Annotated in this window: 11 protein-coding genes and 1 pseudogene; 3 read left to right on the top strand and 9 right to left on the bottom strand. The window is 60.6% G+C overall.

What is annotated here, in order from left to right; genetic code table 11:
• Window positions 1–99 precede the first annotated feature (99 nt).
• Window positions 100–1,356 (top strand): low temperature requirement protein A, encoded by a 1,257-nt coding sequence (locus tag LGH82_RS19260; RefSeq protein WP_227344247.1) that lies wholly within the window; start codon window positions 100–102, stop codon window positions 1,354–1,356.
• Between the two features lie 12 nt (window positions 1,357–1,368).
• Here the strand turns inward: LGH82_RS19260 and LGH82_RS19265 are convergent, their stop codons facing one another.
• The 5 genes from LGH82_RS19265 to LGH82_RS19290 all read right to left on the bottom strand — a co-directional run bounded on the left by LGH82_RS19265 (window position 1,369) and on the right by LGH82_RS19290 (window position 5,220).
• The gene (locus tag LGH82_RS19265; RefSeq protein ID WP_227344248.1) at window positions 1,369–1,656 is read right to left on the bottom strand and encodes a DUF1330 domain-containing protein; all 288 of its coding nucleotides are present in this window, start codon (window positions 1,654–1,656) and stop codon (window positions 1,369–1,371) included.
• 74 nt (window positions 1,657–1,730) lie between these two features.
• Window positions 1,731–2,459, bottom strand: coding sequence for an orotidine-5'-phosphate decarboxylase (pyrF, locus tag LGH82_RS19270; RefSeq protein ID WP_413771473.1), 729 nt, complete (start codon window positions 2,457–2,459; stop codon window positions 1,731–1,733).
• Between the two features lie 11 nt (window positions 2,460–2,470).
• Window positions 2,471–3,067, bottom strand: a complete 597-nt coding sequence (locus LGH82_RS19275; RefSeq protein WP_227344250.1) for an NADPH-dependent FMN reductase — start codon at window positions 3,065–3,067, stop codon at window positions 2,471–2,473.
• Window positions 3,068–3,226: 159 nt separating this feature from the next.
• Window positions 3,227–4,162: a heparin lyase I family protein gene (locus LGH82_RS19280; RefSeq protein WP_227344251.1), complete on the bottom strand. Its 936-nt coding sequence runs from the start codon at window positions 4,160–4,162 to the stop codon at window positions 3,227–3,229.
• A gap of 341 nt (window positions 4,163–4,503) precedes the next feature.
• Window positions 4,504–5,220 carry an outer membrane protein gene (locus tag LGH82_RS19290; protein WP_227344252.1) on the bottom strand — a complete coding sequence of 239 codons (717 nt, stop codon included), beginning with the start codon at window positions 5,218–5,220 and terminating at the stop codon, window positions 4,504–4,506.
• A gap of 278 nt (window positions 5,221–5,498) precedes the next feature.
• Here LGH82_RS19290 and LGH82_RS19295 point away from each other — a divergent pair, with 278 nt between their 5' ends.
• The gene (locus LGH82_RS19295) at window positions 5,499–5,915 is read left to right on the top strand and encodes a hypothetical protein (RefSeq protein ID WP_227344253.1); all 417 of its coding nucleotides are present in this window, start codon (window positions 5,499–5,501) and stop codon (window positions 5,913–5,915) included.
• On the opposite strand, the gene LGH82_RS19300 is transcribed toward LGH82_RS19295, so the two are convergent.
• The 4 genes and pseudogenes from LGH82_RS19300 to dnaK form a co-directional block, all read right to left on the bottom strand.
• A protein-coding gene (locus LGH82_RS19300; RefSeq protein WP_227343924.1) for an IS630 family transposase occupies window positions 5,882–6,830 on the bottom strand; the annotation gives its coding sequence in 2 pieces (ribosomal slippage) (window positions 5,882–6,488 and window positions 6,487–6,830; 951 coding nt in all). The two genes, LGH82_RS19295 and LGH82_RS19300, sit on opposite strands and share 34 nt — an antisense overlap.
• Window positions 6,831–7,117: 287 nt before the next feature.
• Window positions 7,118–7,723, bottom strand: coding sequence for a phospholipid N-methyltransferase PmtA (gene pmtA, locus LGH82_RS19305; protein WP_227344254.1), 606 nt, complete (start codon window positions 7,721–7,723; stop codon window positions 7,118–7,120).
• 201 nt (window positions 7,724–7,924) lie between these two features.
• Window positions 7,925–9,055 (bottom strand): molecular chaperone DnaJ, encoded by a 1,131-nt coding sequence (gene dnaJ, locus LGH82_RS19310; protein ID WP_227344255.1) that lies wholly within the window; start codon window positions 9,053–9,055, stop codon window positions 7,925–7,927.
• A gap of 192 nt (window positions 9,056–9,247) precedes the next feature.
• Window positions 9,248–11,162, bottom strand: a pseudogene (dnaK, locus tag LGH82_RS19315) (molecular chaperone DnaK).
• Between the two features lie 243 nt (window positions 11,163–11,405).
• Between dnaK and LGH82_RS19320 the strand changes: the two are divergent.
• Window positions 11,406–11,942 carry a MarR family winged helix-turn-helix transcriptional regulator gene (locus LGH82_RS19320; protein ID WP_227344256.1) on the top strand — a complete coding sequence of 179 codons (537 nt, stop codon included), beginning with the start codon at window positions 11,406–11,408 and terminating at the stop codon, window positions 11,940–11,942.
• Window positions 11,943–11,986: the final 44 nt, after the last annotated feature.

Below are 11,986 nucleotides of genomic sequence, written 5' to 3' on the forward strand. Positions count from 1 at the left end.
ATCCGTTGGGCCTTGGCGGCGTGTAGCCCTCGCTGAGCGCCTTGACGCTTGCTGCCTTGCCTCTAGTGTCGGTCGCTACTCCCTAGCGAAGATCGCGCGATGAACACCACGCCCGTCAGCCCCGAAACCCTTGACCATCACATCAGGCGCATGGCTGGTCGTGATCCACACGAGGCGCATCGTGTTGCAACGCCGCTCGAGCTTCTGTTCGACCTGACCTTCGCGACCGCATTCAGCTTCGCCTCGGCTCAGCTCGCCCATGGGCTGGCCGAAGGCCACTATACGGCTGCACTGCTCGGTTTCGCTTTCGCCAGTTTCGCCATCTGCTGGGCCTGGATCAATTTCTCCTGGTTCTCCTCGGCCTATGACACCGACGACTGGATTTTCCGCCTTGTCACCATGGTGCAGATGATCGGCGTTCTGGTGCTGGCGATCGGCCTGCCGCGGATGTTCGCGTCCATCGAACACGGCGAGCACCTCAACAATTCGGTGATGGTGCTGGGCTATGTGATCATGCGGGTGGCCATGCTCTTCCAATGGCTGCGCGCTGCCAGGCAAGACCCTGTGCGGCGCCGGGCCTGCCTGACCTACGCCATCGCCATCGCGGTCGCCCAGATCGGCTGGGTCGTGCAGATCCTCGTGGATTTCTCGGTCGGCACCAGCATCATCCTTGCCGGCATCCTCGGGCTCATCGAACTGGCGGGGCCGGTGGTCGCGGAACGCAGGGATGGCGGCACGCCCTGGCACGCGCATCATATGGCCGAGCGCTACAGCCTGTTCGCCATCATCGCGCTGGGCGAAGGGGTCGTCGGCACACTCGCGACCCTATCGGCCGTGGTCGAGGAGCAGGGCTGGTCAATGGATGCATTCCTGGTCTGCATCGCGGGCACCGGCCTCACCTTCGGCATGTGGTGGGTCTACTACATGCTGCCCTCGGCGCCGATACTTCATGCCCACCGTGGCCGTGCGTTCATCTGGGGCTATGGGCAGATGCTGATCGTGGTCGCCATCGTCGCGACCGGAGCCGGGCTGCACGTCGCGGCCTATTTCATCGAGCACAAGGCTGGCATCGGACCGCTTCCGACGCTGCTTGCCGCCGCGGTGCCCGTCAGTGTCTTCCTGGTGTCGATCTATGCGCTTTACACCTATCTCGTTCGGCGCTTCGACCCGTTCCACATCTGGTTGCTGGGCGCGACAGCGGCCGTCGTGGCACTTGCCGTCTTCGCCGCGCTTGCTGGCGTCGACATGGCGGTTTGCCTCGTCATCCTGATGTTCGCGCCGGCCGTCACCGTCGTCGGCTACGAAATGCTGGGGCATCGCCACCAGGCCGAAGCGCTCGCGACCGACGAGCGCTGATCCATCACCTCTTCAGATGCCTTCGATCAGGACGATCTCGCCATCGGCGACTTTCTGGCGGATCGCGACCGCGCGCTGATACTCCGGCGAATGGTAGCAGTCATGCGCGACAGCGAGCGATTCGAACTCGATGACGACGTTGCGGGCGCGCCCCACGCCTTCGGCAAGCTCATGCGCGCCGCCCCGTGCCAGGAATTTCGCGCCGAAACGGTCGAAAGCCAGCTTCGAAGCGGCGACATAGTCCTTGTAACCTTCGGCGTCGCGCACATCGACGCGGGCGATCCAGTATCCCTTGGGCATGTTTTTCTCCTGTTGCTGTCCGTGCAGGCAAGGACCGGTTTTGAAAGTCGCTCCGGGTGACCGCCGACTTGTCCTCAGGCTGAGCGCATTTCAGCCAGGATCGCTTCGGCCGCCGCGCGCCTGTCAACCGCCCCGACAATCGGGCGGGCAACGACAAGGTGGCTGGAGCCGCTGCGGATCGCCTGCGCCGGCGTCACCACGCGCTTCTGGTCGCCATGGTCGCTGCCCTTGGGTCTTATGCCCGGCGTGACAACCGCCATGTCAGGCCCGACGATGCGCCGCACCGCCTCTGTTTCCTCGGCCGAGCAGACAATGCCGCCCATGCCGGCATGGAGCGCCTGTTCGGACCGTCTCAGCACGAGCGTGTGCGGATCATATTCATAGCCGGCGTCGATCACGTCCTGCTCGTCCATGGAGGTCAGCACCGTGACGCCAAGCAGGCAGAGGTCGCTGCCCCTCGCTGCCTCGACCGCCGCTTTCATCGTCCTGGGATAGGCGTGCAGCGTCAGCATGCTCATGCCCATCCTGACGATGTTCTCGACGCCCTTGGCCACCGTGTTGTCGATGTCGAGCAGCTTCATGTCGAGAAAGATTTTCGTGCCGCCGCTGGCCAGTTCGCGGGCGAAGTCGAGCCCGCCGGCGAAGGCAAGCTGGTAGCCGATCTTGTAGAAGGAGACGACGCCGTCGAGTTCGCGCACCACCTTCTCGGCTTCAGCCACCGTCGGCACGTCGAGGCCGACGATCAGTCTTTCCTGAATGGATTGGGCCTGAACAGATTGGGCATGGGTGGACTGGGCCTGCATGGTATCGGCCATCACGCCTCGACCCGAGTCGACAGCATTCGCGATGTTTCGATCAGCGTGCGACATAGATGCTCCATCGATTGGCGTAGTCTTTCGTCCGCGAAATGCCCATCCTCGTCGAATGCACCACTGGCGCCCGAGACCGAGCATTCCGGTGTGATCACTTCCAGCTGGCATCTGACCAGCACGGCGCGCAGATGGTTGATGCAGCGTATGCCGGCGAATTTGCCGTCGGAGGAGGAACACAGCGCGGCGGGCTTGTCGGCAAAGGGCTTGAACTGCCGGCCGCCATCCTTGCGCACCCGGCTCACCCAGTCGATTGTGTTCTTGAGCAATGGCGGGATGGAGCCGTTATACTCCGGCGTCGCGATCAGAAGCCCGTCATGGGCTGCGATCAGACGGCCAAGCTTCATGGCATTTTCGGGAATGCCTTTTTCCTTTTCAAGATCCTCGTCCAGGATCGGCAGCGGATAGTCGGCGAGCGAGATGCGGGTCACGACCGCGCCCTGCATGGCGAGTTCCGTCTGCGCCACGTCGGCGGTCCTGCCGCTGAAGGCGCCGGTCCGGATCGAGCCGGCGAAAACGAGGATTTTCGGGATCACTGCCATTGGCCAACCTTGTTCCCGGACAGGTACAGCCAGAGGCCGTTCAAATCAACGCGCGGGAGCCGAAAAATCGAAACCGATTTGGGTGCAAACGCGTGTGTTTAGATTCAGGTCAGGTCGAGTCGAACCTGGTTGTTCGATCTCGGGAGGGTCCAAATTGGGTTATTGCCGCCAGATCTTGTCATAAAATACCACAAGATTTGGCGCATCCATCGGCGGTCCGATGCGGTAAACGCCGAGTTTGAAATATACCTTTTTGGCGGACATAGTTTGGCCCCTGAAATCGTAGGTTAGGGCGTCGTTAACGAAGACCTTGAAATAGCCGTCCTGGGCTTTTCGCCAATATGCTTCGACGCGGATATCGTGCCAGCGGCCGCGTAGGTTTTTCTCGTCAATAATCGTACGAACGTTGGTGCCGACGCTGTTGCGCGTTTCATCCACCCTGCGCTTCACTTGCAGACCACCACCCTGGCTTTGGTAGAAAAATTGGAATGCCGGATGTGAACCCGCTTGATGGAATTGGCCCATGACGATCTGCGAAAGGTCCTTGGGGTTCCAGTCGCCCGGGAGGTAGATACTCCACCCGTATTTGGTGCGAGAACTCGGCTTGATCCAGTTCTGTTCGGGGGTTGTAAGTTCGACACGCTCGTTTGAGTAATAGCAATCGTCCCAATCCGTGCTCTTTCCGCAGTCGCCTTTATGGAGCTCAATGCGTAGCGAGTACCTGCCCTCGCGAACAGGGAGCGGAGGGGAAGCCAGCAGCATCCCGTAAGCTTTCACATTGGACAGCGGGTCGCGATAGACGCTCAACCCGGTTGCAATGTCCTTTCCTAGGGGCTTCCCGGCAACGACTTTGGTTAGGCCATCGATTTCCTCGGCGAAACCTGCCGTAGGGAAAAAGCCAAAACAACCAACGTGAAAAGTAATGCACGCGTGCCCATCATCCCTCCCATTGCCCCTGTTGGCAGTAACCAACAGCGCCTCTAGCAGGCAAGCGCGTCGGCCGTGACGTCGAAAAACTCGAAGGTGTTCTCTGCGATGGTATGGCTGCAGCAGAGAAATGAACGGGCACCCCTTCTTCAGCGGCGAAGCCGCCATCGCGACCGCCAAAATGCTGACTCAGGGATACACTTACTCCCGCGAATTATACGTGAGCGCCGCGATCACATCTCCTTGGTCCAATGGCCAAACCAAGGGGAAGATTGCCAAATTCAAACTCGTCAAGCGCCGGATGCAGGGCCGACTCGGCCTAGGCCCGCAGGCGGATAAGTGTCGGCGACCTGTGCCGATGTCAGGATTTTCGCCTCATCGATATCGTCCAATCCCACCAGGCTGACATCATCGAACCAAAATCGTGGTCACGCCAGCTCATCGCGGCAAGGCATTTTCTCTCTACAGTCTGGCAAGGCCCGGGCTTTTTGGTCGAAAGTATACATCAGTCAAAACTTGTAGTTCAGGCCGACGCGAACAACGTTCAAAGTATGATCGCTTGTCTGGGTAGAGTCAGGCGAACCAATATCGCCCCAAGCATCGCCGACGTTCAGGTCGCGACTTCCGAAATCGGCATGCAAATATTCCGCCTTGATTGTCCACTGATTGGTTACAGCATACTCACCGCCGACCCCGATCGTCCAACCGGCTTTCCAACCAGATCTGGTGTAGTCAAAGCCGGGATCATCCTGGAAACCGTAGCGGTCCTTGATATCCGCCACCGCCAAGCCAGCTGTGCCATAGACCAGCAGCCGGTCCACTGCAAATCCAAGCCGCCCTCTCAGCGTCGCCAAGGACCTGTATTCCGTCTCGAAGTAGTTCGTCTGCGGTATCGGGTCACGGTATGCCGAATCATTGAGTTTACCGAAGGTAATATCGCCTTCCACACCGATGACAACATTGTTCATCTGATAGTTGTAGCCGGCCTGGATGCCTCCCAAGAATCCTTTGGGTTCAAGAGTTGGGAGATTGCCGATCGGGCCATCGATGGGCGAGTGGACAATGTTGTCGACCCTGCCCCAACCGTAGCCGGCATTCAATCCGACATAGCCGCCGGTCCAAACAAAGCCGGCCGGTTGGGAAGCAATATTCATGATATCAGCTGCCGCAGCGCCACCGACAAGCGTGACGAGAAAAGTAGAAGCGAGTAGCAATCGGTTCAACATGCAGCCCCTCAAACTCAAATTAATGGCGGATAGAATCCAAGGCCTGTTGCAGCAGTAGTTTGAAAGCCACCCAGGATCACCCCAATGAGGCCACTAAATCATGAGGCGGGACCTGAAACATGACGCAGATGCGTCATGTTTGAAAAAAGGGATAGCAGATAATTCGACTGCGGTTCCGCACTTCGAACGAGTCGTGACATTGCCGTATCTTGGCTTGCGCGCTGCAGTCCAAGAGAATTACTGTCCACTTCGGCGCGAAGATCCGGGGTGCATTGCCAATGACTGAACTGACAGGCGAGAATTTCGACCAGCTATTGCATACTATCTATCGAGCAGCCCTTGGTCCGGGGCTCTGGTCGGATTTCGTCAATCAACTATCTGGCTTGATGGCCGGCACGATGATCGTCATGCACGGCCATGATGTCGTGACCAATGCCAGCCTTGGTGCGCTCTCCAGCCCAGTCGATCCAGATCTGCTCGTCAGTTACGATAATTATTACGCCGCTAGGAACGTCTGGGTGCCTGGAATTGCTGGCATGCAGGTGGGCAAGGCTGGGCATCCGGAACATGACCTGAGTCAGGACCAACTTCTCAAGAGCGAATTCTACAATGACTGGCTCAAGCCCTTGGGCGGATATAGCACTGCTAGAGCAGAATCTGATCATTCCGGCTCATATCCTGTTGCGGCGAAGTAGTTGGCGCACTCGGTTGGTGTGAAGCAAGGCAGTGCGGCGCTGATGGTATCCCACAATTCCGCGACGGTTCGTGCGGCGGCTTTGCGTAGAATCGATTTCAGCTTGGAAAAGGCGTTCTCGATCGGGTTGAAGTCGGGGGAATAGGGCGGGAGGAACATCATCCTTGCGCCGGTTGCTTCGATCGCCACACGGGCGGCTGCGCTTTTGTGCGCCGGCAGGTTGTCGAGGATCACGACATCGTCGGGCCGCAGCGTCGGCACGAGAACCTGCTCGACATAGGCGACAAACCATTCGCCAGTCATCGGGCCGTCCAGGACCATTGGCGCGGTCATGCCAGTGAGGCGCAGGGCGCCGGTGAACGTCGTCGTCTTCCAATGGCCATGCGGGATTGGCGATCGGCACCGCATCCCGCGCTTCGTGCGCCCCCGCAGTCGAGCCATCTTTGTCGAGGCTCCGGTCTCGTCGATGAAGACCAGATGCTCGGGATCAAGATCGGGCTGGGCGTCGAACCAGGCGTTTCGTCGCGCCGCCACGTCTGGCCGCTCCTGCTCGCTGGCGTGCGCCGTTTTTTTTGAAGGTCATGGAGTGACGATCGAGAAACCGCCAGATCGTGCTCGTCGCAAACGACGCGCCATGCTCCTGTCGCAGCAACTCGGCGAGTTCGACCAGCGTGATGTCCACCCGCCTCTCGATCGCCGCCAGGATGATGTCGCGATACGCTTCAACGCGGTGGGACCGCCTGTCGCCGCCCTGCGGCTTTGCGCAGGTGGCTCCGGTCTCGCGCCATTCCCGGACCCAACGCACCGAGCTTGCCGCCGCCACGCCAAATCGCGCCGCTGCCGCCCGTCGCGACAGGCCGCCATCAACCGCTGCGACCACCCGAGCCCGCAAATCTTCCGATAAGGATTTCGCCATGCCATGCCGGCCTCCGAATCCAGCAGATATGCTGAATCAGATTTCCAATCCCAACGAAACCCCTATCGATTCTATCCGCTCGGATTTTGCTCTAGGGTAGCAGCCGCCTGATGTGTATCGTCAAGATGCCGCTGTTCCCGCCTTCGGACAGGGCATGTTCGATCGTATAGTCGCCACTGGCGACAGCGGGCCTTAGGTCAACTGGAGCGGCGGCAGGCCTGAAAACGATGCAATCGAAGATCATGTCGCTTTTGTAGCCAAGCGTCGCGGCAAGTTTGACGCACGTTTTAATGCGCCCCGCGCCGGTAGATCCACAGCTGGGTCGGCGGAATGTTGCGGATGACGAAATGGAAATGCTCGACCGTGTAGTTGCCGCGGCCGGGCGGGATAGGCGACATCGGGCCGTAGGTCAGCTGCACGATCGGCCGGCCGGCCGGGATGCGGTCGAGCAGGCTGTTGATATAGGCGATGCGCTGGGCGACGGGAAAGTTGAGCAGCGGCACGCCGGAGACCACGGAATCGAAGATCATGCCGCTTTTGTCGCCGAGCGTGGCATCGAGATTGAAGGCATCGCCCTCGATAACGTTAACGCCGGGATAGAGCCGCCGCAGATGGCGGACGAAATCGGTGGAATATTCGACCGCGTAGAGGTTTTCGGGCCGCACGCCCTGGGCCAGGATGGCGCGGGTGATGACACCCGTGCCCGGCCCGACTTCGAGAACCGGAAGGCCGGACTTCGGGTTGACGATCGAAGCCATCTTGCGAGCGGTGATGGAACTGGTCGGCACGATCGAGCCGACCGTCTTCGGCTTGTCGATCCACCCTTTGAAGAATTTGAGCTCGTCGTCAAACTTTTCGGCTAGCGTTTTCCGCAACCCGGGACCACGTGTCATGCAAGTTCTCCAGAGCGCCCCAAGATGGTACTTAACACTTGGGTGACCCAAGGCAAGGTGCGGTCATGCCAATGTCGTGGACAAGATAATTTTGGTCGCACCTCAAGGCGCGACGCGTTTTATGGATTGACCCGGCATACCTTTGATTCTTGTCGGCATGTCGTTGTCCCAAAACCGGTTCCCGCTTTTGGGCGGCATGCATCAACGCTCGCCGAAGGATTCGAAGAAATCCTTCATGCGGGTGAAAAAGCCGCTCGACTGGGGCGAATTGTCCTTCGACGAGAGCTGTTCGAACTCCTCCAGCAGCTCGCGCTGGCGACGCGACAGGCTCTGTGGCGTCTCGACGGCGGTCTGGATGTAGAGATCGCCGATATTGGCCTGGCGCAGCACCGGCATGCCCTTGCCCTTGAGGCGGAACTGGCGGCCGTTCTGGGTGCCTTCCGGCACCTTCACCTTGGTCTGGCTTCCATCCAGCGTCGTCACCTCGAAGGAGCCGCCAAGGGCGGCCGTCGTCATCGAGATCGGCACCTTGCAATAGAGGTCGGCGCCGTCGCGCTGGAAGAATTCGTGCGGCTTGACCGCCAGGAAAATATAGAGGTCGCCCGACGGACCGCCACGCAACCCGGCCTCGCCCTCATTGGCAAGCCGGATGCGGGTGCCGTCCTCGATACCGGCCGGAATGTTGACCGACAGCGAACGCTCCTCGGTGACGCGGCCCTGCCCAGCGCATTTCGGGCACGGGTCCTTGATGGTCTGGCCGCGGCCCTGGCATTGCGGGCAGGTCCGCTCGATCGAGAAGAAGCCCTGCGTGGAGCGCACCTTGCCATGGCCGTTGCACATCGAGCAGGTGACAGGCTGGGTGCCGGGCTTGGCGCCGGTGCCCGAGCATTCGGTGCAGGAGATCGAGGCTGGCACGCGGATCTGCGCGGTCTTGCCGGCGAACGCCTCTTCCAGCGAGATTTCCATGTTGTAGCGCAGGTCGGCGCCACGCTCGCGGCCGCCAGAGGAGCGGCGCTGGCGCCCGCCCATCATGTCGCCGAAAATGTCCTCGAAAATATCGGCGAAGCCGCCGGCGCCAAACCCCTGCGCGCCGCCGTTCATGCCGCCCTGCTCGAAGGCGGCGTGACCAAAGCGGTCATAGGCCGCGCGCTTCTGCGGGTCCTTCAGCGTCTCGTAGGCTTCGTTGATTTCCTTGAACTTGTGCTCGCAGGAATGATCGCCCGGATTGCGGTCGGGATGGAACTGCATGGCGAGCTTGCGGAAAGCGCTCTTGAGCTCCTTCTCGTCGGCGCCCTTCTGGACACCCAGCGTTTCGTAGAAATCAGCTTTCATTTTTTCCCGCTGTCCGGATGCTCAATGTCTTCAAGCATTGTTGCGTCGTTTGCCGGCATTGCCGTTCCGATTTAGGTGCGATGGAGCCGGGATGCCAGTGTCAGCGCGCGCTTGCTCGCATTTTTTCAGCCAAGGTTGCAAAAAAGCCCGGCTTTGCGCCGGGCTTTTCCGCTTTGTCAGCCGTCAGGCCGTTCAGGCCGACTTCTTCTTGTCGTCGTTTTCGTCGATTTCCTCGAAATCGGCATCGACCACGTCGCTATCCTTGGCGGCGTCCGCCTTGGCGTCGGCTTCCGCCGCTTCCTTCTGCGAAGACTCGTACATGGCCTGGCCAAGCTTCATCGAAGCTTCGGCAAGCACCTGCGACTTGGCCTCGATGTCGGCGGCGTCGTCGCCTTCGGAAGCTGTCTTCAGGGCAGCGATGGCATCGACGATTGCCTTGCGGTCGGCTTCCGATACCTTGTCGCCATATTCCTTCAGCGACTTCTCCGAGGAATGCAGCATCGCCTCGGCCTGGTTGCGGGCCTCTACCAGGCCGCGACGCTTCTTGTCGGTCTCGGCATTGGCCTCGGCGTCCTTCACCATCTTCTCGATGTCGGCGTCCGAAAGGCCACCCGAAGCCTGGATGCGGATCTGGTGCTCCTTGCCGGTGCCCTTGTCCTTGGCCGAGACGTTGACGATGCCGTTGGCGTCGATGTCGAAAGTGACCTCGATCTGCGGCACGCCGCGCGGCCGGCGGGATGCCGACCAGGTCGAACTGGCCGAGCGCCTTGTTGTCGGCGGCCATTTCACGCTCGCCCTGGAAGACGCGGATGGTTACGGCCGACTGACTGTCCTCGGCCGTCGAGAACACCTGGCTCTTCTTGGTCGGGATCGTGGTGTTGCGCTCGATCAGGCGGGTGAACACGCCACCCAGCGTCTCGATGCCGAGCGACAGCGGCGTCACGTCGAGCAACAGCACGTCCTTGACGTCGCCCTGCAGCACGCCGGCCTGGATGGCGGCGCCGAGTGCGACGACCTCATCGGGGTTGACACCCTTGTGCGGCTCCTTGCCGAAGAACTGCTTCACGATCTCCTGGATCTTGGGCATGCGGGTCATGCCGCCGACCAGAACGACCTCATCGATCTCGCCAGCCTTCAGGCCGGCATCCTTGAGTGCTGCCTTGCAGGGCTCGATGGTACGCTGGACGAGATCCTCGACCAGGCTTTCGAACTTGGCACGCGTCAGCTTCAGCGTCAGATGCTTCGGTCCGGTCGCGTCGGCGGTGATGAAGGGCAGGTTGATTTCGGTCTGGGTCGTCGACGACAACTCGATCTTGGCCTTTTCCGCGGCTTCCTTGAGACGCTGCAGGGCAAGCTTGTCGTTCTTCAGGTCGATGCCCTGTTCCTTCTTGAACTCGTTGGCCAGATACTCGACGAGACGCATGTCGAAATCCTCGCCGCCGAGGAAGGTGTCGCCGTTGGTCGACTTGACCTCGAAGACGCCGTCGCCGATTTCGAGAACCGAAATGTCGAACGTGCCGCCGCCAAGATCATAGACGGCGATGGTCTTGCCTTCCTTCTTGTCGAGGCCGTAGGCGAGCGCGGCAGCAGTCGGCTCGTTGATGATGCGCAGCACTTCGAGGCCGGCGATCTTGCCGGCGTCCTTGGTGGCCTGGCGCTGGGCGTCGTTGAAATAAGCGGGAACGGTGATGACCGCCTTCTCGACCTTCTCGCCGAGATAGGCCTCCGCCGTTTCCTTCATCTTCTGCAGGATCATGGCCGAGATCTGCGACGGCGACTGCTTCCTGCCGCCGGCTTCGACCCAGGCATCGCCATTGTCGCCCTGGACGATCTTGTAGGGGACAAGCTTCTTGTCCTTGTCCGTCACCGGATCGTCATAGCGGCGGCCGATCAGGCGCTTGACCGCGAAGATTGTGTTTTCAGGATTGGTGACCGCCTGGCGCTTGGCCGGCTGGCCGACCAGACGTTCGCCGTCGCCGCTGATGGCGACGATGGAAGGCGTGGTGCGCGCGCCTTCCGCATTCTCGATCACCTTGGGCTCCTTGCCATCCATGATGGCGATACAGGAGTTGGTGGTGCCGAGATCGATACCGATTACTTTTGCCATTTTTCTAGTCTCTCCGCTAAGCAGGCTCTCAGGACCCGTACAGGCGTTCCGACGAAAGCCCCTGTTCACAAGAAATCCCGTTCCGGCAACCGGCATTCCGGCACCGAACGGCTTGGCGCGTATATAAGAACAGGCTGCGCAACGCGCAAGCATTCTGCTGAAGACGTCCACCGTCCTTGCCGGCCGGCGGGGAACGGCATAACTATGCATCATGCATAGGATTATCCCCGCCAGGATATGGTGATGGCAGAAGACGTCGCAAGCGAAAGCCGGGAAAAGCTCCGGCTGGAAAACATCTTCGGCGCCATGAGCCTCGCCCTGGTCGACAAGATGGAGAAGGCGTTCGGCGCGGATACCGGTCTTGGCCCCAGCGCCGTCGCCGCTGTCGTCCAGATCGGCTCGAACCCCGGCCTGTCGATCGAGGTGCTCAGGCGCACCATCGCCTTGTCACATTCGGCGACCGTCAGGCTGATCGATCACCTTGTCGAGCAAGAGCTGGTGGTGCGGGGTAGCGGCATCGACGGCGACCGCAGGTCGAAGGCGCTGCATCTCACCGAGGCCGGCACAGCCGTCTTCCAGCGCAACCTGGCCGCGCGCCGCGCCGTCATCGAGCGCGCCGTCAGCGTTCTCAGTGCCGAGGAGACGCGCAGCCTTGGCGCGCTGGTCGAAAAACTGCTGCCGGCGCTGGTCGACCTGGGAGACGACCAGAATGTCGTCTGCAGGGTCTGCGACGAGTCCGTCTGCGTGCGCGAGCGCTGCCCGATCAGCCATATGAGCTGATGCCTCGCTTCGGCCGAGGTCATCCATGAACCTTTCCATCCCGA

The organism is Mesorhizobium sp. PAMC28654 (assembly GCF_020616515.1).
In the GTDB taxonomy this organism is placed as follows: Bacteria; Pseudomonadota; Alphaproteobacteria; order Rhizobiales; family Rhizobiaceae; genus Mesorhizobium.